Source organism: Amedibacterium intestinale (assembly GCF_010537335.1).
GTDB classification, from domain to species: Bacteria; Bacillota_I; Bacilli_A; order Erysipelotrichales; family Erysipelotrichaceae; genus Amedibacterium; species Amedibacterium intestinale.
In genome coordinates this window covers 1,188,791-1,209,517 of the sequence record NZ_AP019711.1, presented here as the reverse complement: position 1 = coordinate 1,209,517, position 20,727 = coordinate 1,188,791, and the positions used below count along the sequence as shown (strand labels likewise).

Sequence of the window (20,727 nt, the reverse complement as noted above, 5' to 3'; positions counted from 1 at the left end):
TTTTTTTATCTTTAATAACAGAAGAAATATAAAAATCACCTGCCATAAAGCAGGTGGATAAAACAATTAAATTAAAGTTGAGTAATGGGTGTAATAGGGTGTGCTACTAAAGCGGGACTTTTTAAAATCAAGGCAATAGAACTTAAAATAATTTGTGCTGCTGGATATGCAACCCAGATGCCAGTTAATGCAAAAGTGGAAGAAAGGATAATAAGACATGCAGGAAGAATAATGCATGGCTCTATGTATACCAGTAAAGAGGAGTTTTTTGACTTTCCTGTTGCATAAAAAACAGCCGATGTTAAACGAGTAATGCCGATAAAAGGGAAAGAAAGCGCAGTGATTAGCAAGGCAATGCGGCATTCTTCATAAATAGAAGTACTTACTCCAAACAATGCAGTTAGTGGTGTAGCAAATAAGAATACACCTGAAGAAAGCAGAATGGCACAACCGATAGATAGGAAGAAAGATTTTTTATATAAAGCATGAATGATATGTTCTTCCTTTGCCCCATGATAAAAACTTAATAAAGGCTGTACACCGTCTCCAATCCCCTGTAAAAGAAGCTGTGCACTGGCAAGTACATAGGATACGACGGAGAAAACTGTAACGGCATCGTTTCCGCCATACTTTAAACACATCCAGTTTGTCAGAATGATAACGATGCAAGGAACAAGGGTTTGTCCAAAAGGAGAAATTCCAATACGAAGGATTCGTAATATGAGCTTTTTAGAAGGAAAAAAATAACGGATTGGTAAATGACGTATATTGGAATACCATAAAAATGACAAAGTGGAACATGCAACGACACCTTGGGCAATAATTGTGGCCAGCGCAGCTCCATGCAGTCCCATTTGCATTTTAAATACCAAAACATAATCTAAAACGATATTTGTAATCAAACCACTGCTCATACAAAGTGTGGCATGAATCGTTTTTCCATGATTTCTTAATAATGGGTTTAATCCATTTCCTAAAACAGGCAGCAATCCACCGATTAAAATGACTGCAATATATTCGTATGCTCCTATATAAACTTCCCCACTTGCCCCAAGCAAATGCAGAAGCTGGGGAGTTATCATATAAAAGACAAGAGGAAGAAGGATTCCTGCTGATACTAATAAGCTAAAGGATGTTCCAATGGTTTGATCACAGTATTTTTCTTGATTTTTTCCACGAAACCAGGACATCGTAACAGCTCCTCCGATTCCTATTCCAATAGCAGTGGCGTTCAATACAACTTGTATTGGATAGGCAATATTAATTGCCGCAAGTGCTGTATTACCAACGGCATTTCCTACAAATAAACCATCAATGATGGAGTAAAAACCGCTCAATAACATGGCAAACATAGAAGGAAGTACATATTTCCAAAACTGTTTTTTCATTATTTCTTTTCGCATACTGTCAACCTCCAATGCTTATCAGTATAAAGGTTGGAGTAAGACTAGGGTCAAGCTAAAATTTTATTTTTTTAAAGGGAGATAAATTTCTGCATAATAGTTTTTTGTATCATGATAAAACGTTAAAGGTATTTCACGAGCAAAAAAGAAAGATTCTGTAGCTAGCTGCTTCTTTCTGGCATATTCCTGCATGATGGCAATATCTTTCTTTTGGATATTCCCATTTTCCATTTTTACGCTCATATGAATGCTTTTTCTTTCAAAGAGAAATTTATTTTCTGCTTTATCTATATGCATATCCAGTTCTTTTATAATTGCTTCATCAAGAGTTACGTATGTATATATTTTCTTTAAGGTATCATCGTTCATAAGATAATGTCGATATATCGAACATAAGACAAATTGATCAGTAGAAATATGCTGTATTTCGTGATGAAAAAACTGTTTTTTGTTTGTATCTTCAAAAAGAATGAAGGAGGCAGGGAAAACCTGTAAACTGCATACGCCTTCTTTTGTTTTAATGTTTTCAAATAAAGATTGAATATATGTGATTTTTTTTAAAAGCTGCTGTTCATAGCGAATTCTTCTTTCTACATTTTTTCTTTGTTGTTCAACAAGTGTATATACTCGTTTAGGGTCTAAGGATTTGGAAAGTTCACAAATATCAGAAACAGAAAAATCAAGATGGCGGTAATAAATAATATCCAGTAGCTCCAGTACATTTTGTATCGTATACATGCGATATTTGTTTTCTGGATTGATATCTGGATGAACCAGTCCTTTCTTTTCATAAAAACGAATGGCATCATTGCTTAATCCAAGAAGTTTTCCTATCTCACTGATTGTATATATTTTTTCCATGTGTGTTTTCCTCCATTTTCTGCTTATAGTATAGCATGAGTAAAAATGGTAGAACAGCTTGTATGGAATACTAGTATCTCTAAAAATGTTCTTTAAATATCATTTGTTTTATAGCTTATTGAGTATGTATTAGGCAGGAAATAAAATAGATGTAAAAATTACGTGACATTTATGTGAAATTTATGGTAAAATGAATCACGTTTCGTATAGTTCTGCTGTTATGGTGCAGATGTTTCTAGCTCGAACCGTTATTTCGAGACTACGGAATCAGCTTTTTGTAATACAATAGTTGATTCTCGCGAAATACGAGAATTTTTTTATTGGAGGAGAAAAGAATGGAAGAAAAGAAAACTGGCTCTATTTATGAACTTGATGGGAAAGTGGAGCTAAAAAAGGCATTGCCTTTAGGAATTCAGCATATTCTAGCAATGTTTTTGGGAAATATTTCCCCATTGTTAATTATTTGCGGTATGCTGGATATGGCAACAGGCTTGAAAACAAATCTAATTCAAAATGCGATGTTTGTTGCAGCTGTAGTTACACTTGTACAGTTATATCCTGTATGGAAGGTTGGTGCTAAATTACCAATCGTAATGGGAACAAGTTCAGGTTTTATCGGTACAGCAAAAGCTATGGGTGCTTTATATGGATATGGAGCATTGATGGGTGCTTGTTTTATCGGCGGTATTTTTGAAATGGTTCTTGGATATTTTATCAAACCATTGAAAAAATTGTTTCCTCCAGTGGTTACTTCTTTAGTCATCATTTCAATTGGATTATCCTTACTTCCAGTTGGAATTAATTATTTTGGTGGTGGAAGTGGTGCTGCGGATTTTGGTAGCTGGCAGCATTTAACAGTTGGTACATTTGTTATTATCGTTATTTTGATTGCGAAACAGTTTAAAGGATTTATTAACAATGCTTCTATTTTGATTGGAATCGTTGCTGGTTATATTTTGGCAATTTGTCTTGGGATGGTTGATTTCAGTGCTGTTTCTAATGCATCATGGTTTGCTCTTCCAAAATTCATGCCGGTAGCATTTGAATTTAACTGGGAAGTTATCATTGCGATGGGAATTATGTTTATTGCTACAACGGTTGAAACTGTAGGTGATATTAGTGGAATTACCAATGGTGGATTAAATCGTGAAGCAACTGTAGATGAACTTCGCGGTGGTGTTATGGCAGATGGACTTGGAAGTATCTTTGCGGCTTTCTTCGGTGTTCTTCCAAATACTTCTTTTTCTCAAAATGTTGGTCTTGTTACAGTAACAAAAGTTGTGAATCGCTTTACGATTATGACAGGGGCAATCTTCCTGCTGCTTTGTGGATTCTGTCCGAAATTGAGTGCTATTTTCTCTGTTATGCCACAATCTGTTTTAGGGGGAGCGGCAGTTATTATGTTCTCTATGATTTTAGTAAGTGGTATTCAGTCTTTAACAAGAGAAGCTCTTGATGAAAGAAATGGTCTAATTGTTGCTTTGGCGATTGGTTTAGGAGTTGGAATTGGAAATGTTCCTGCTGTATTGGATCAGCTTCCAGCATGGGTTGGAAATATCTTTGCACAGAATGGAATCATTATGACATTTGTGATTGCGACTGTATTAAATTTAATTCTTCCAAAAAGCAAAGAAAAATAAGTGAGTGAAAGGGAGTGTTCATGCGCTTCCTTTTTGTACGTATTTCATTTTTTTATGTGGAAACACATGAGATATTGTATAATGAAAATAGAGAATACTTGTAAAAGGAGAGGAGAGGTTTTATGCTGCAGATTCAGCAATATATAAAAAGTGCTTCTTTGGATGAAGCGTATGAACTTTTACAAAAAAATCGTAACAATCAAATTCTGGGTGGTATGATTTGGTTAAAGATGCAAAATCGAAATATTCCTGTCGCAATTGATTGCAGCGATCTTTTAAGCGATGAAATCATTGAACAGGAAGATGGATTTCTTATTGGGGCAATGACATCCTTAAGAACGTTAGAAACTCATCCTGCACTAAATGCATGGTGTCAAAATATGCTTTGTGACAGTGTGAAAGATATTGTGGGGGTACAGCTTAGAAACATGGCAACGCTAGGAGGAAGCTTGTATTCACGTTTTGGTTTCTCCGATGTTTTATGTGCATTTTTGGCATTGGATACAACCGTATATTTTCATCACGCAGGAGCAGTTAAAATAGAAGACTTTGTAAAAGGGCATGGGGAAAGAGATATAGTAACACATGTATTTGTTAAGAAAGAAGCATTAAAAGCAGCTTTTCGCTGTGTAAGAAGAAGTGCTACAGATTTATCTGTATTAAATGTAGCAGCTGCTCGTACAGAAAATGAATATCGCATGGTTGTTGGAGCTACTCCAAAATGTGCAAAACGCTACAGTTATTCACTGGATATGTCAAAAGAGGAAATTGCTTCTTCTTTAAAAGAAAAAGTAGAGTGTGCATCGAATATAAGAGGAAGTGCACAATATCGTAAAGAACTTGTATATGCCTGTGCTTTAAAGGCATTAGCTGCAATAGAGGAGGATTCATATGCTGGTTAATATTAAGGTAAATGGAACACTTGTCAAAGAGGAAATTAAAGCAGATTTGCTGCTGCTTGATTTTTTAAGAAATCATGGATGTTACAGTGTAAAGCGTGGATGTGAAACAAGCAATTGTGGTTTATGTACCGTATGGATGGATGGAAAACCTATCTTATCCTGCAGTATGCTGGCAGCTAGAGCAAGTGGACATAGCATTACAACATTGGAAGGTGTACAGGAAGAGGCAAAAATCTTTGCGGATTATATGGCAAATCAGGGAGCGGAACAGTGTGGTTTTTGTTCCCCAGGGTTTATCATGAATGTTTTAGCAATGGATAAAGAATTAACAAATCCAAGTGAAGAAGAAATCAATCGTTATCTAGCAGGAAATCTTTGCCGCTGTACAGGTTATATGGGACAGCTTCGTGCCTTAAAAGGGTTTTTGAACCGTGATAAGGAGGCAAAATAAGATGAAATATGTAAATCAGCCAGTTGTAAAAAAAGATGCTTATGCATTGTTAAGTGGAAAACCGGTATATTGTGATGATTTAGCATTAAAAGACTGTTTAGTCATAAAGCTTTTACGCTCTCCTCATGCACATGCACGTATTTTAGATATTGATACAACAGCCGCAAAACGTATTCCTGGAATTGTTGAAATTTATACATATAAGGATGTACCTGGAAGTCGTTTTACATTAGCTGGACAAACGTATCCAGAACCTTCTCCTTATGATCGTAAGATTTTAGATGAAATTGTACGTTATGTAGGAGATGAGGTTGCCATCATTGTTGGTGTAGATGAAGTATGTGCAGAAAAAGCAATGAAACTGATTAAGGTAACATATGAAGTTTTACCTGCACTGCTAGACTTTACAAAAGCAATTGATCATCCAGTTATTGTGCATGAAGAAGATGATTATAAAACGCTTTGTGATATTGGAAATGAACGTATGCGTAATATTTGTTCCAAAGGTGAAAGTGTTGTTGGCGATGTAGATGAAGTGTTTAAAGAATGTGATGTTATCCTGGAAAGAGATTATCATACAAAAGCAAATGCACAGGCAATGATGGAAACTTTCCGCTCTTATGCCTATATTGATACTTATGATCGTTTAAATGTTGTCAGTTCCACTCAGGTTCCTTTCCACGTACGCCGTATGGTGTCTAATGCTTTGGAAATTCCAAAGTCTTCTATCCGAGTAGCAAAACCAAGAATTGGTGGAGGCTTTGGGGCAAAACAGACAGGATGCTGTGAAATCTTTGCGGCATTTGTAACATGGAAATTAAAAAAACCAAGTAAAATCGTTTATACACGAGAAGAAACGTTTATGGCAAGCAATTCTCGCCATGAAATGAAAATGCATGTAAAAATTGGTGCGAAAAAAGATGGGGAAATTCTGGCAATCGATTTGCATACGTTGTCTAATACCGGAGCCTATGGAGAACATGGATCTACTACAGTAGGTTTATCCGGTCATAAATCTTTGCCTATATATAATCATGTAAAAGCAAGTCGATTTACCTATGATGTTGTTTATACCAATACGATGCAGGCAGGTGCTTATCGCGGGTATGGGGCAACACAGGGACAATTTGCGGTGGAAAGCATTGTAAATGAGCTTGCGGATGAACTTCATATGGATCCTTGTGAATTGCGTTTGAAAAACATGGTACAGGAAAAAGAAGTCATGTCGCAGTATTATAATGAATATTTACAAAGCTGTGCACTTGATCGCTGTTTAAAAAGAGCGATGGAAATGATTGACTGGAAAAATAAACCATTGCGTAAAGATATGGGAGATAAGGTACGTTCTTTAGGGGTTGCACTTTCTATGCAGGGAAGTGGGATTGCGAATGTAGATATTGCATCTGTTATTATTAAACTCATGGATGATGGCTTCTATACCCTTGCAATTGGGGCAACCGATATGGGAACGGGATGCGATACGATTTTGGCACAGATGGCTGCAGAATGTCTGGAATGTGACGTAGATCAGATCATTACACAGCCTGTTGACACAGACTCTTCTCCTTATGATACAGGATCTTATGCATCTGCTTCTACTTATGTAACCGGTATGGCAGTTGTAAAAGCCTGTGATGAACTAAAACAAAAATTGATAAAAGAAGCTTCTGTATTATTGGATACGAAAGAAGAATATATTACTTTTGATGGACAGCGTATCATGGCTGTTGAAGAAGGTAAAGAAATTTCTTTGAAAGATTTTGCGAACAAATGTTTTGAAGGGGGAAAAGGAAAGGCTTTGATTGGGGAGGCTTCTCATGTATCTCCAACATCTCCACCACCATTTATGGCAGGTATTGCGGAAGTTGATGTAGATAAATTAACAGGAGAAATTTCTATTGTAGATTATGTTGCGGTAGTAGATTGTGGAACTGTTATCAATACCAATTTAGCACGTGTACAAACAGAAGGTGGTATTGCGCAGGGGATTGGTATGGCACTTTATGAAGATGTTACATATTCTTCTAAAGGGAAAATGCGTAACAATTCTTTCCTTCAATATAAAATTCCAACAAGAATGGATGTAGGGAAAATCCGTGTAGATTTTGAAAGCAGTTATGAAAACAGTGGGCCATTTGGGGCAAAATCCATTGGAGAAGTTGTTATTAATACACCATCTCCTGCACTGGCTTCTGCTGTTGCACATGCAAGTGGAGTCTATGTAAGAACACTTCCAATTACAGCAGAAAAAGTATTGATGAAAAAAGATGAAGAATAGTTTGGTAATTTTAGCGGCTGGAAATTCCAGCCGCTTTCCTGAACATAAACTGCTTTATAAAATCAATACTACATGTATGCTGGAAATAGCACTGCAAAAGGGAAAACAATTACCTGTATCAAAAAGATATGTCGTTGCACAGCATGAACAGGTTGAAAAGCTAGCTTTATCTTATGGATATGAGATCATTCATAATAAGCATCCAGAAAAAGGTATTTCTCATTCCATTGTTTTAGCTGTGAATTCTTGTAAAGAAGATGATGGAATTCTATTTATGGTAGCAGATCAGCCATTATTAAAGGAAACTACGTTACAAAACATATTAGAAAAAGCAGATGAAAAACATATTGTTTGTGTTGGAAATCATGATAACTTTCAAAATCCGATGTTGTTTCCAAAAAGGTACTATGAGGAATTATTACAGCTGCAGGGAGATAAAGGTGCAAAAAAAATTGCTTATGTACATAAAGAGAATGTAATTTGTGTGCCATGTGAAAAAGATGAGGTGTTCGATTTTGATACCAAAAAAGAACTGCAGCAATTTATGATGGAAGGTTTAAATAAAGATAAATGTTAGATTTTTTAATTCTTTTCTGATACATTTATGTATAATAGTATATATAGATGTCAATGAGGAGGTTGCATAATGAAACAAGAAATAAAGTTGATTGTAACGGATTTAGATGGAACTTTTTTAAATGAAGATAAAAAAGTTAGTGCTGCGAATAAACAGGCAATTGCATCTTGCAGACAAAAAGGGATGCAGTTTGCAATAGCAAGTGGCAGACCTTTAGAACCTGTCTTAGAACTTATGAAAGAATGGGGAATTGAAGAACATTGTGACTATGTTCTTGCGATGAATGGTGCAGAGATTTTTGATTGTCATACGAAGGATAAAGAAAGTTTTTATCAGTTGCCTGCGGACGTGATTAAAAATATAATGAAGCACTATGAAAATATGAATGTTCGATTTTACTTGTTTGATAAAAACATTCGCTATGTAAATTATAGTGACGATGAAACGAAAAAAGCAGCTGAAGTATTTGGTGAAATAGAAGTTCAAACAGATATGTTTGCTTTATGCAGCCGTCCATTTACTAAGCTTATTGTTGAATGTGATCCAGAAGATATGTCAATCGTAGAAAAACACGGACAAGAATATCAGAGTGATAGTTGCACATGTTTTAAAAGTGCTCCTAATCTTTTTGAATTTGTAGATCCCAGAGTGAATAAAAGTTATGGATTAAAACAGTTGTGTGAAAGAAAAGGATTTTCCATGAAAGAAGTTTTGGCTTTTGGAGATACAAGCAATGATGTAGAAATGCTTAAAGATGCTGGTGTTGGTGTCTGGATGAGCAATGGTACACAAGATGCGAAAGAGGTCGCAAATGCGTATACGTTAACAAATGAAGAAGATGGGGTTGCCGTTTATTTAAATACACATATATTATAAAAAGGAGAAATCACATGTTAAATTTCAAGGATTTCATCCTTTTTTAAGTTTTGGATAGTATAGTATGCATAGGTACAAATGTTTCTTATGTTTGATGCATAGGAATTTAATCTTATTTTTTATTCCATATAAAGGATAAAATCGTAATCAAAATTAATAATAAGAATATATAAGCTTACGGTCTTTGCAAGATTGTTTGAAAATTATTTGACGCACCAAAGCAGGTGTGTTACACTATCAAAGTTATCTTCTGATAACAGAAATGAGGTAACAATGACAACATTTAATGAATTGAACATTAGCAGCGAAGTAAAAAGAGCTGTTGAAGAGATGGGATATGAAAATGCTACCGACATACAGGCACGTGCCATTCCATGTATCTTGGAAGGAAAAGATGTGCTAGGTCGTTCAAATACAGGAACAGGTAAAACAGCCGCATTTGGTATCCCAGCCATTGAAATGGTAAATCCGGGATGCAAGTATCCAAATGCTTTGATTATTTGTCCAACAAGAGAGCTGGTAACACAGGTCGCTACAGAATTAAGAAAGTTTTCCAAATATAAAGAAGGAATTAAAATCGTTCCTATTTATGGAGGACAGCCAATTGAACGTCAGATTCAGTTGCTGAAAAGAGGTTGTGGTATCGTTGTAGGTACTCCAGGAAGAATCATGGATCATTTAAATCGCCGTACATTAAAACTGGTAGATACAAATATGGTTATCCTAGATGAAGCAGATGAAATGTTAAACATGGGATTTAAAGAAGACATTGAAGAAATTCTTTCCATGATGCCAGAAGACAAAGAACATCAAACGATTTTATTTTCTGCTACATGGCCACAGGATATCTTAAAAATAACAGAACAGTTTCAAAAAGATCCTATACGTGTAGAAATTAAGAGTGCACAAAGAACCATTGATACGGTAGAACAGGTGTATTATGAAGCACCGCGTGGCAAGAAAACAAATGCTCTGCGTGTACTTTTAAATCATTATGATCCTGAGCTTTGTATGATTTTCTGTAATACAAAGAAAATGGTAGATGAATTAAATGATGAGTTAAATAATCATGGAATTAAATCTATTTCTTTGCATGGAGATATGAAACAGGAATTTAGAAGTCGTGTAATGGAACAGTTTAGAAGCGGGAACTTCCCAATTTTGATTGCGACAGATGTAGCAGCACGTGGTATTGATGTGGATGATATTGATTTGGTTATCAACTATGATATTCCTCAGGATAATGAATATTATATTCATCGTGTTGGGCGTACTGGACGTGCGGGAAGAAAAGGGGTTGCGATTACACTAATTAGTGGAAATAAACAGCGAAAAGCATTGCGTGATATTATTCACTATACAAAAACGAATATCGTTCGTCATGCTTTACCTACTTCTGCACAGATGATGGAGGCAAATCGCAATGCCTTCCTTGCGAAAGTAAAAGAAGCATGTGATGAAGGTGTAACAGAAGAAAGTATGGAAATTGCAAATGAATTGATGGCAGATGGTATTGCGTTAGAAAATATTATTTCTGCACTTATTTCCATGACATACAAAAATGAAGTAATCGATATTGAGGAAGAAGAAAAAGTAAAAAATTATGCTTCTGAATTTGATGCCATTACTTTAAAATTCAATGTGGGAAGAGCACATGGAATTAAACCGGGAAATATTGTTGCGGCAATTAGTGAAGAAAGTGGTATTAGTTCGAAAGCAATTGGACATATTGATGTACGAAAAGAATTCTCTTTGGTAGATATCGCGGCTGAAAAAGTAGATCTTGTTTTAACAAGCATGCAAAGAAGTCGTATTCGTAAACAGGAAGTTATGGTAGAAATTGACAGTGCTCCAAAACGAAAAAGAAATCGTCGCAAAGAAGATAAGAAATCGAATGAAGATAAAAAGAATACAAGAAATCACTCTCGCAGAAAAGCAGATGAAAGTATTCGTAAAAATAGAAAAAAAGATAAAAAAGGTTCTCGTCGCTAGAACCTTTTTTATCTATCAAATTCGCAATAAGCTATTGCGCTTCTTCATCTAAAGCTTCAATCAAAAAACTGACAGGTCGAAAACCATCGTTACAGGAAATCATGGCAGATTTTGGATTTTTCATCCATCCGTTATAAAGGTTTTCTCCCCCATGCGATAATGTCATGACAAAAGGAGATAGGCTATTCCATGCACTTTCGCACATTCCTTCTGGTTTTTCCCATCCATTCGTAATAAAAATCTGGCCTACTTTCATTTCACAGGCATGTTCTATTGGATTTTCATATTTTTCCATCAAGTCTTTGTGACAAACCATTCTCATAACGGTAATTTTGCATTTTTTCATATTATTCTCCAAGATACATTAGTTTTTTAATTTCCCATATATGCATAAGTCATCAATCTGTCCGTTTTTAAATACAGCACATTTCTTTACGCCTTCAAGTACAAAATTATTTTTTTCTAATACTTTTTGAGAGGCGATGTTTTTAGAATACACAAGCCCGCTGATACGCAGAATGTCCAGTTTTTGAAAAGCAATTTTACAGATTTCATTGACAGCCTCGCTCATGATACCTTTTCCCCATAAATCGCTAGATAAGAAATAGCCAATTGCTGCATCTTTTTTATATACATCGCTATCTTGTTCTACAGATATGTTTCCGACAATCTTTCCATCCACCTCAATTGCGCGGAAAATTCCATCTTTTCCTTCGTGTTCTTCCACCATAGTCAGCCACCATATCGCATCTTGTTCTGTATAAGGGGAAGGAATTCGATCAGAAAGATGACTTCTGTCAATGTGATTGCATAAATCTTTTAAAATGTCTTTGTCCTTTCTTGTCCATGGTTTTAATACGATGTTCATAAATTCTCCTCCATTTCTTTTGTAATGAGTACTTCCGCAATTTCCATTGCCTGTACTCTTCGTTTTGCCAGGGTTATCTGTGATTTATACCGATGTGCATTTTCTTTATTTTCTAATGTAATAATGGATGCATTCAATTTGTGTAAAATTGAATGTATCTGTCGTTTTGCTTCTATCAGTTCTTCTTTTGAAAAATCCATAGCTTACTCCTTTTATATCATTTATTAGATTATAACATGTTTTTATCTTTCATAGCTATTAAGTGATGGAACAATGTTTGCACGATCGTTATATATTTAGATTTCTTTCTCTCTTTTATAAAAAATAGTATTTATTTTTGAACTGTTAAAAAGCACTACATCCTGAAAACCATTGAAAATACTGACCCTTTCAGAGATCTAGTAACTTGAAATAACAATGTTATTTGCTTTTTGGTGCCCAAATGGTGCTCGAATTTCCTATGGAGATATAAAATGATGCGGACAAATATAAGGAAAAACCCTACGTTCAAATAGGAATAGAATAGAGAAATTCATATATGAGTGTTATAATCTGAGTAGACAAATTAACAAATTGGAAGTTAAAGGAGAAAAACGTTTATGTTTAGATGTTCAAAATGTAAAAAATGGTTAAAAAGTACTACAACAGAAACAGATGTAGTTTATAACGGTATAACATATCATGCCACTAATGTACCAGCAAAAATATGTCCTGAATGTGGAAAAATAATTGTATATGAAATAATTCAAGAGAGAATTGTTCAATATGCCACTCAAAGAAATGTAAAAAATATTGATTATGAAGAATGTGAGAATGAAGAATCTGCTTCTTCTCAATTAGTGCTATAACTCTCATTTTCGCCGAATTGAGCAGATAGGTAAATCCCAGTTTACGCAAGGGTTTGGGATATTCCCAATAATCAAAAATCTCCCTTTCTATCGCAGACGGAAACGAGTGATTTTTACGGAAAGGGTACCCCTTTCCTGTGCTTGCTACAGAACTTTTCACAAGGGAGTGGAAAGAAATGGATAATCCGAACAGGTAGCAACTTATTTTGAAATGTTACGCAGTTAAAGAGCGTTTTTTGGGAAAAGATATAAAAACATTACCTTATCAGCTTTAGTGCTTGTAATATCTTTCCTATAAAGATTATTAAAACTCTAATGCGTAACACAAAAGTGTAAAACAAGGTTGTTCTAAATTTCCTTTGTAGGTGTGTTAACATCGCCCTATGCTTCTGTGTATTGGCTTATTTGTGATGCTAAAATGATGCCCAATTTAACAAAACCAACTTATATGGCAATATGAGATGATACAAGCAAAAATGGGGGAAACTGTTGATAATACAGGCTTTTTCCTTGATTCAATAGACACTTGCATAAAGTTATAATACGGTTTTCGTCTATATAATCAATAAAAAATATACATTTTTTCATTGCATGAAATTGTATCATAAATAAGTGGAATTATGTGATACGGTTGATATTAGGAAAGAATCATATATAATATTCTTAGACAAGAAGGTGTAAGAGTGAATGTGAAAAGTAAAATTTTAAAAACACGAAATCTTCCTAAAGATGGAAAAAAATTAGATTCTATCGGAACAAAGCCATATATGATCATATGTATATGCATTGTTTTGGGATTTTTTTTACTGTTTACTCGCTTTTACCTTTTTGGAATCGTATTGGTAATTTTATTTCTTTATTATCTGCTGTTTGTAAAAAATGTTGTGCTAATAGAATTTTATGATCAATATGCCGTTTTTTATTTAAATAATGGAAATGAAGAGTGTTTTCTTTTGTTTTGGAATGATATATTAAAATGGAATATTAGCGAGAGTCGAAATGATCTCGATGAATTGCATATTGTTTTAAAAAATAGGGAACATGTAGATTTAAAGTGTCTTGGAAAGAAGAAGATAAAGCGTTGGTTTTCTCAGTTTGTTGATGATGAGAAAACAAAAAAGGAGCTTCATGAACAGCATATTTAATGCTGTTCAGGTTGTTGACAAACTATATATATTTCGAAAATATATAAAACCAATTAAAAAAGTGGTAGAAAGATTCCTTTTATTAGGTGATTTTTGGTAAATGATAGCTTAAAATCACCTGTTTTTTATACAAAAGTGGGGATAAAAAAAAGACCGAATGACAAAGTCTGCTCAAAGAGCGACTTTGTCAACGGTCTGAACAGCATATTTAATGCTGTTTTTTTAACTACAGGTATTTGCAAAGAAATTTACATACGTTATAATGATGAAAGAAAGCAGGGGATTTATGAAAACGATTAAAGATTTTTTGGATTTTACAAATTTGTCAAAAGAGTGGAAATCGGCACTTCTTGTTTTGGTTGTATCGAGTCTTTTGTATTCTTCCTTTTATACGTTGGTAATGCGTATATTGTTTATGATGAATAATTCCGTTTTGTATTACATGGCATTGTATTTGATCGTAGTCTTTTCTGGTGTTGTCTATATGATGATTCTAATGAATTTTTTAAAAACCAAAAGAGAAGACATACGGAAAGTGAAGTTTCGAACATTTCTACTTCCTTTGGTTTTGGTACAAAGTATTTATTTTGTTTTGATGGCAGGTGGAAGTTTTTTATCATTGTATTTGATTGAAAAAGATATGCAGCAGGCTAATATGATCGTAAATGTAATATTAATGTTGTTTTTGATGTTTTATATTCCAGTACAGATATTTGGAGCTTTTCATATATATGATGGTAAAAGAAATCCTTTTTCTGTAATTAAATCAAGTTTTCAAACGATTTTTACTCATTATCGTTCTGTTTTTTATAGTATTTTACTGCTTGTTGTAATTGTGGCTTTATATTACAGTTTAACCAGTGCTTTTTTTGGGATAGGGTATACGTTTTATCCATTTTCAGCCGTAATCGATATCATGACCATGAATCCGTTTATGATTGCATGTACATATATAACGGAAATTGGAGGAAATATGAATGTATTGATGGCAGTGATTTTTTCCTTTGTATATGGAATTCTTATATGTGGAGCTTTATGTTTCTACTACATGTTTATGGCATGTATTCATGATGGAGATGTAAACGTATAATATTGTAAAGGGTGATGTTTATGCAGATAGAATATGAAATTTCAGTTGCAGTTTCCTTGCAGTGGGAAGAGTCCTGTAAAGCAGTTGAGCTTCATATTCATAAAGTAGAAGGAGAAAATTTTTTGACGATTCAAGTACAGCCCCTTTTAAATTAATGACAGCGATTTGCTGTCTTTTTTTATACTTTTATGAACAATTTTAAACTAGGCTCATATACTAGAGTGAATAAGGGCGAATTGCTTATAGGAGGAGGAATAATATGCGAATGAAACTGAAGGAAGTGTTTGCGGCATTTACGCATGTCAGCTTTCTAGAAACCATAGATTCCAGTAAAGAAATGGAGCTGCATGTAGAAGTAGAAGATATGGATGAAAAACCATGCCTGGATCATTATTTTATAAAAATAGAATATGAGGATGGAGAGATTTGTATTGCACAGATTCTTATGAATCCTCAGAAAAAAACAGGAAGTATTTGTGTAAAACATGCTTCAGGTTGTGGATGTCATATAAGTGAATGTGATGAATATGGAAATCCAGTTGAGGGTTATAAGCGAAAATGGATAGTAAACCAGAAAGAAATTATTGAAGATAGTGTGGATATAAAAAATGAAGAAAGTGAAAAAGAGGTGTATGTACGTTTGGAACATTATAATGCAGAGAAAACGACGCTTCATATAAGAAAGCACAGGCTGTCTTTTGAAAATGAAGAGTATGAAGATGACTGTAATGATGAATACAATGTGTGTATACAAGATGATACAGATCAAAAATGGGATATAACTTTAAAGAAAGAAAATGCATTTGAAGAATGCATACAAATACCAAGAGGAAAATATTATGTGGAAACACAGCAGCAGGGATATGATAGCTGGTTTTTAGTTAATGGACAGGAAAAAGACTGTCTGGTTTTGGATGATGAAGATACACGATTGGATATGTTTTATCGGGAAAGAAAAGATGCAGAACTGCAGTTATCATTAACACGAAAAACCCCACAGGGGAAATGTCTGGAAATGGATAGAGAAGAAGTATGGTATGTACGAATTGTATCACTGTATTATGATGAAATAATAGAACTGAATTGTGAGAATGGATTTTCACAAACACTTTCCCATTTATGTCCGGATTGTTATGACATCTATCTGGTAGACAGAGATGGATTGGATACGTATTATTGTGTGAATGGAGTAATACAGGAAGATCGTGCCTGCATCTGTCTTGAAAAAGCGGAACATGCTTGTATTGAGATCGTACAGGAATGTGAACTTCCAACTGTTCAGTGCGGTATTTTACGTATAGAAAAAGCAATTCAAAAAGATGGAGAATTATGGAAACCCTGCGATGATGAGAGCTTTACGATAGAAGTGGAAGGTAATGATTTTTGTGAACAATTCGTATTGGATGGCGAAAATGATTTTTGTATCGTGCTTCATGATTTGAATGAGGGATGTTACCGTGTAAAGGAACTTTCAAATGAAGATATTTGTTATCTTGTGGATGGAGAAGAAACCTCTTGTGCACAGGTGCAGGTAGAAAATGAACATTGTTATCTGGTACAAATTATTACTGCTTATAAAGAGAAAGGGAAACTTCGAATAGAGGCATATGAAGAAAATGAACATGTATGTAAACCTTGCAGGGAAGAGATTTTCCATGTGATACTATCCTCTTGTTTTCATAGCTATGATATAGAATTAAACGAGGGAAATAACTGGTGTGTTTGTTTTGATGATCTTCCCTATGGAACTTATGAACTTGTTGAACAAGGAGATAGTGACTCTTGTATCTGTTATCTGGTAAATGGAAGAAGAGAAAAAAACGCCAGAATATATATTGATGATCGGATGCAGGAAGTATGTATTATGAGCACTTGTAAAAGACAAGCGGGAAATTTGAAAATTTATGCTTATGAGGAGTGTAAAAAGAAAGAAAATAGTTTTGAAGTATCTTTGTGCAAAGAAGATTTTGAAGAAACTTATACCTTATGCGAAGAGAATAACTGGTGTATTGAAGTTTCTGGATTGTACTGGGGGGAATATCGATTACAATCAGCTCAGGCAATTTTTCTATGCAATGATAAAGAGTACTATGAAGATCTTTGTATATATATGGATGAAAGAGATAGAGAAATTGGAATACGCAGTGATATGCGTGAGCAGGGAGGAAAGTTAATTCTTACCCAGTATGTGAGAAATCAGGATGGGAATGCACATATGCCATTTTGTGAAAATGTCTATCCTGTAGAATTGTTTGGAAATGGAGTGCATGAAAAGGTATATTTATGTAAACAAAATGATTTCTGTGTATGTTTTACGGATTTGCTTCAGGGATGTTATCAGATAAGAAGTTATGGAAAAAATGGATGTGATGAAGAAGGAGAAGAAAAAATCATCAATTTAGGATGTGAAGATGTAAATGTTGATATCATGCAGGAAGAAGAAAATGGTGTAGTTCTTTTAAAAATATGTCCAAATGGAAACTGGAATTTATGCGGCTGTTTTGAAGTGGAGCTTACTTCCTGTGATACACATCAGCACATTGTATTAGATGCATCGAATTCTTATTGTGTGTGTCTGCATGATTTATGCATGCAGGAGTATGAAATCTGCGTAGATGATGGAATTGAAGGATTTGTTGTGGATGGCTTGAAACAAGATCATGGATGTTTCTTCTTTGATGGAGAAGATAAGGAAATCTGTTTACTTGCAAGAAATGAGAACATGATTGAAATTAGCGCTTATGAAGAAGAGGATAATTGTGTTTATGAGCCAAATCAAAACTCCTGTTATGAAGTGGTTATCGAAGGAGAAGGTGTTTGTGAAAGTGTAGTTTTGGACAAATATAATCATTTCTGTGTACAGCTTTATAGTATGTGTGATGGATATTATGAAATATATCAGAAACAGGAAGATACGCTTTTGTGTTATGAAGTAAATGGAGAAGTTTGTGAGCGGGCATGTGTTACTTTATGTCAAAACTGTGCAGATGTAGTCTTGCGAAATGCCAGAGGAATGGGTGCGAAACTTTGTCTTCATGGTTTGATAGAAGAAAACAGTATACAAAAAAGTATCGAAAAAGAAATCAGACTTGTTTTATGCAGAGCTGGAAAACGCTGGTCTATTTCCTTAAATAAAGAAAATCAGGGTTGTGTTTGCTTAGAAGATTTGGAATGTGGAAGTTACACATTAACAGGTATCGATGAAGAAGAACTTCGCTTTGAAACAGCAGATGGTATTTTCCATGACGCAGTATGTATCGAAATAGGAAGAGAAGAAGTTGATATTCAAGTAATTGTTACAAAGAAAACAGAATTTCCTTTGACTGTTCAATATCATTCTAAAAACAAAGAATCCTGTCAGGTACGTATGCAGCACAAAGGAAAAACGCATACCTTTATGCTGGAAGAAGATAATGAGTGGATGAAGATGCTGGGACTTTTAAAAGAAGGCGATATTTCTTTAGAGGTAATGGAAGGTATTCCTGTATCTTATATCGTAAACGGTTCTAAAATGCAGCAGGCTCGATTCTTATTAGACAAAGAAACTTTTGTTGAAATTGTGCCGGAGGATAAAGAAGAAGGTGTAAAAGGGGAAGTATATTTACAGTGTGTAGAAGCAATGGATTCTTGTGAAAGTTATAGACAGCCTTCTGTTGATGATTGTTATCAGGTAGGTATTGATGGTGAAAATTATCATGAAATATTTGAGTTAAATAAAGAAAATGGATGGAAAGTGAAAGTAACGAATTTAAAGGATGGAAATTATGAAGTAAAAGAAATTGGTGGAACGATGTGCACTTATATGGTAGATGGAAAAGAAGAAACAAGAAATGTTACAATCCATGTACAAAATGATACCCATCATATAAAAATTGTTACTGGAAGAAATTTAGAGGAACACAAAAGTTCACTTGAAATCTGTATGATGGAACAGCAAGATGGAAATATGGTATATCCAAAACAGGTATATCATGCAGTACTTCATCATGGTATACAGCATAAAATGATAGAGCTGAATCCAGAGAATCATTTCTATGTAAGCTTGCAGCATTTAGAAGATGGTATGTATGATTTAGAACTTCAGGAAAATGGCAAAGCATTCTATATATTGGATGGAACAAATAAAAAACAAGATTCTCATATCGAAATGAAAAGTGATCATCATACCTTGCAAATCGTTTTACAGAAAGAAAACAAAGGAAGTATACGCATTGAAAAATATGTGCGCAAAGGGAATCAGAAACAATTGCAGCCTTCCAATCAGGATTGTAAAATACGCATATCAAAACCTGGATATAATGAAATCTTTACATTATGCAAAGATAACTCGTATACATGTATGGTGTATGGATTGGAAGATGGAGAATATGTTATTAGCAGTGTAGATGCATTGGAACCATTAAGCTATATCGTAAACAAAGGCAGTGAGAAAACAAATGGAACTTTAGAAGTTCATGGAAATCATAATCTTGTAGAAGTGATTGAAAATCGGGATGCCTCCTATGGATTTTTAAGAGTTACTAAATTTATGCGTAATATGCAGGGACAGCTTGTTCCTCCATCAGATGCAGAGATTTTCCGTATCTTGGTAACTGGCAATAATTTTTCAATGCAGTATGAATTAAATGAGGATAATGACTGGCAGCAGGATATCACAGGGCTTGCACCGGGAAGATATGAGGTAAAAGAAATCAGTGCACATAATTATCAGGTCAGCTATGTTGTAGATACCAGCGCAGAAAGTACACAAGCTATCATAGATGTACAGGAAAATGTGCATACGGTTCAAATTATCAATTCTATTCAAGCACCAGCTACGGTTTTGGAAATTACAAAATTTATCCGTCAGGGAAATGGAAATTTGATGCGACCGGTTAGTGGAGATGTCTTTTTGGTAAATATTACAGGAGAAAGTGTGAAACGGCAGGTAGAATTAAATAATGGAAATAGTTTTACAGCGCGATTAAGAGATTTGCCAAGTGGTGTTTATCAAATCGAAGAAGTGGGCAAGGAAGATTTTGTAGTAACATATCGTGTTAATGGAGGGGCAGAAAGCAGCCAGGCCAGTGTTGATTTGAAAGAACGTAATCAGGTCGTAGAAATCATTAATGAACGTGCTGGAAATTTAAATACCATGGAAATCTTTAAGTATATGCTGGAGAAAAATGGGAATTTTATCGCCCCTAATCAAAATGAAGTATTCTATTTTGAACTGCGAGGAGAAGGTGTGTTTGAACGTTATGAATTGAATGCTAATAACAACTGGCACATAACTCTTACACAATATCCAAGCGGAACATACCAGGTCAAGGAAATAGGTTCTTCTTATCGTGTACAGTATTTTGTAAATAGCGATGTGTTACAGGATCAGGCTGTTTTTGAGGCACAGCCAGGAAAAACAAATATTATTGGTATCATCAATTATCGAAACAATGTGCAAAATGGCAGCATGCGTATAAGCAAAAAAGTAGAAGGACAAAATCAGCCGGATAAAATGAACAGTTATATCATAGAAGTAAGAAATGAGAGTGCAGGATATTCTCATGATGTAACATTGGATGATGAAAATAATTTTACAAGTGAATTGAACAATCTGCCTTATGGAAGGTATGTACTGTATGAAAATTCAGAAGATTTTATGTACTGGATAATGGATGGAAAGATTCTAAATGGAAGAGCTGTGATTGATGTTCAGGATGAAAAAATGCATGAAATTATAGCTGTTAACAAAGCAGACATATCTGAAAAAAAACACGAAGACATTCATATTGTATTTTAAGAGAAATGGCGTTTTGA

General features: G+C 34.5%; 17 protein-coding genes and 1 riboswitch. Of the genes, 12 read left to right on the top strand and 5 right to left on the bottom strand.

Translation table 11 applies throughout. From position 1 onward, the window contains the following. Positions 1–71: 71 nt before the first annotated feature. Together A9CBEGH2_RS06215 and A9CBEGH2_RS06210 are read right to left on the bottom strand one after the other, a co-directional pair. A complete protein-coding gene (locus tag A9CBEGH2_RS06215; protein ID WP_115715372.1) occupies positions 72–1,403 on the bottom strand; it encodes an MATE family efflux transporter in 1,332 nt (443 codons plus the stop codon). 63 nt (positions 1,404–1,466) lie between these two features. Then, the gene (locus tag A9CBEGH2_RS06210) at positions 1,467–2,264 is read right to left on the bottom strand and encodes a MerR family transcriptional regulator (RefSeq protein ID WP_118361605.1); all 798 of its coding nucleotides are present in this window, start codon (positions 2,262–2,264) and stop codon (positions 1,467–1,469) included. A gap of 182 nt (positions 2,265–2,446) precedes the next feature. Then, positions 2,447–2,546, top strand: a riboswitch (purine riboswitch). Positions 2,547–2,599: 53 nt separating this feature from the next. Here A9CBEGH2_RS06210 and A9CBEGH2_RS06205 point away from each other — a divergent pair. From A9CBEGH2_RS06205 to A9CBEGH2_RS06175, 7 genes are all read left to right on the top strand, one after another. Beyond that, positions 2,600–3,904 carry a uracil-xanthine permease family protein gene (locus A9CBEGH2_RS06205; RefSeq protein WP_115715370.1) on the top strand — a complete coding sequence of 435 codons (1,305 nt, stop codon included), beginning with the start codon at positions 2,600–2,602 and terminating at the stop codon, positions 3,902–3,904. Between the two features lie 122 nt (positions 3,905–4,026). Beyond that, positions 4,027–4,806: an FAD binding domain-containing protein gene (locus A9CBEGH2_RS06200; protein ID WP_115715369.1), complete on the top strand. Its 780-nt coding sequence runs from the start codon at positions 4,027–4,029 to the stop codon at positions 4,804–4,806. After that, on the top strand, positions 4,796–5,257 hold the full coding sequence (locus A9CBEGH2_RS06195) for a (2Fe-2S)-binding protein (protein WP_115715368.1): 462 nt from the start codon (positions 4,796–4,798) through the stop codon (positions 5,255–5,257). The genes A9CBEGH2_RS06200 and A9CBEGH2_RS06195 overlap by 11 nt, the downstream gene beginning before the upstream one ends. A gap of 1 nt (position 5,258) precedes the next feature. Further along, positions 5,259–7,535 carry a xanthine dehydrogenase family protein molybdopterin-binding subunit gene (locus A9CBEGH2_RS06190; protein ID WP_163051684.1) on the top strand — a complete coding sequence of 759 codons (2,277 nt, stop codon included), beginning with the start codon at positions 5,259–5,261 and terminating at the stop codon, positions 7,533–7,535. Beyond that, the gene (locus A9CBEGH2_RS06185) at positions 7,525–8,112 is read left to right on the top strand and encodes a nucleotidyltransferase family protein (protein WP_118277676.1); all 588 of its coding nucleotides are present in this window, start codon (positions 7,525–7,527) and stop codon (positions 8,110–8,112) included. The genes A9CBEGH2_RS06190 and A9CBEGH2_RS06185 overlap by 11 nt, the downstream gene beginning before the upstream one ends. A gap of 69 nt (positions 8,113–8,181) precedes the next feature. After that, complete coding sequence (locus A9CBEGH2_RS06180) at positions 8,182–8,988, top strand: Cof-type HAD-IIB family hydrolase (RefSeq protein WP_118277675.1); 807 nt, start codon at positions 8,182–8,184, stop codon at positions 8,986–8,988. Positions 8,989–9,261: 273 nt separating this feature from the next. Further along, positions 9,262–10,980: a DEAD/DEAH box helicase gene (locus A9CBEGH2_RS06175; protein WP_118361601.1), complete on the top strand. Its 1,719-nt coding sequence runs from the start codon at positions 9,262–9,264 to the stop codon at positions 10,978–10,980. 31 nt (positions 10,981–11,011) lie between these two features. Here the strand turns inward: A9CBEGH2_RS06175 and A9CBEGH2_RS06170 are convergent, their stop codons facing one another. From A9CBEGH2_RS06170 to A9CBEGH2_RS06160, 3 genes are read right to left on the bottom strand one after another with little or no spacing between them, the layout of a single operon-like run. Then, on the bottom strand, positions 11,012–11,326 hold the full coding sequence (locus tag A9CBEGH2_RS06170) for a TIGR04076 family protein (RefSeq protein WP_118277673.1): 315 nt from the start codon (positions 11,324–11,326) through the stop codon (positions 11,012–11,014). Positions 11,327–11,344: 18 nt separating this feature from the next. After that, positions 11,345–11,848, bottom strand: coding sequence for a GNAT family N-acetyltransferase (locus A9CBEGH2_RS06165; RefSeq protein ID WP_118277672.1), 504 nt, complete (start codon positions 11,846–11,848; stop codon positions 11,345–11,347). Further along, the gene (locus A9CBEGH2_RS06160; protein ID WP_115715361.1) at positions 11,845–12,048 is read right to left on the bottom strand and encodes a hypothetical protein; all 204 of its coding nucleotides are present in this window, start codon (positions 12,046–12,048) and stop codon (positions 11,845–11,847) included. Before A9CBEGH2_RS06160 ends, A9CBEGH2_RS06165 begins: the two co-directional genes overlap by 4 nt. A gap of 399 nt (positions 12,049–12,447) precedes the next feature. Between A9CBEGH2_RS06160 and A9CBEGH2_RS06155 the strand changes: the two genes are divergently transcribed. From A9CBEGH2_RS06155 to A9CBEGH2_RS06140, 5 genes are all read left to right on the top strand, one after another. Beyond that, positions 12,448–12,696: a hypothetical protein gene (locus tag A9CBEGH2_RS06155; RefSeq protein ID WP_118277545.1), complete on the top strand. Its 249-nt coding sequence runs from the start codon at positions 12,448–12,450 to the stop codon at positions 12,694–12,696. A 689-nt stretch (positions 12,697–13,385) separates the two neighbouring features. Further along, positions 13,386–13,841 (top strand): hypothetical protein, encoded by a 456-nt coding sequence (locus A9CBEGH2_RS06150; RefSeq protein ID WP_232057322.1) that lies wholly within the window; start codon positions 13,386–13,388, stop codon positions 13,839–13,841. A gap of 286 nt (positions 13,842–14,127) precedes the next feature. Next, a complete protein-coding gene (locus A9CBEGH2_RS06145; RefSeq protein WP_118277546.1) occupies positions 14,128–14,931 on the top strand; it encodes a hypothetical protein in 804 nt (267 codons plus the stop codon). A 20-nt stretch (positions 14,932–14,951) separates the two neighbouring features. Continuing rightward, complete coding sequence (locus A9CBEGH2_RS12575; protein ID WP_269473683.1) at positions 14,952–15,086, top strand: hypothetical protein; 135 nt, start codon at positions 14,952–14,954, stop codon at positions 15,084–15,086. Positions 15,087–15,190: 104 nt separating this feature from the next. Continuing rightward, complete coding sequence (locus tag A9CBEGH2_RS06140) at positions 15,191–20,710, top strand: MSCRAMM family protein (protein ID WP_163104412.1); 5,520 nt, start codon at positions 15,191–15,193, stop codon at positions 20,708–20,710. Positions 20,711–20,727: the final 17 nt, after the last annotated feature.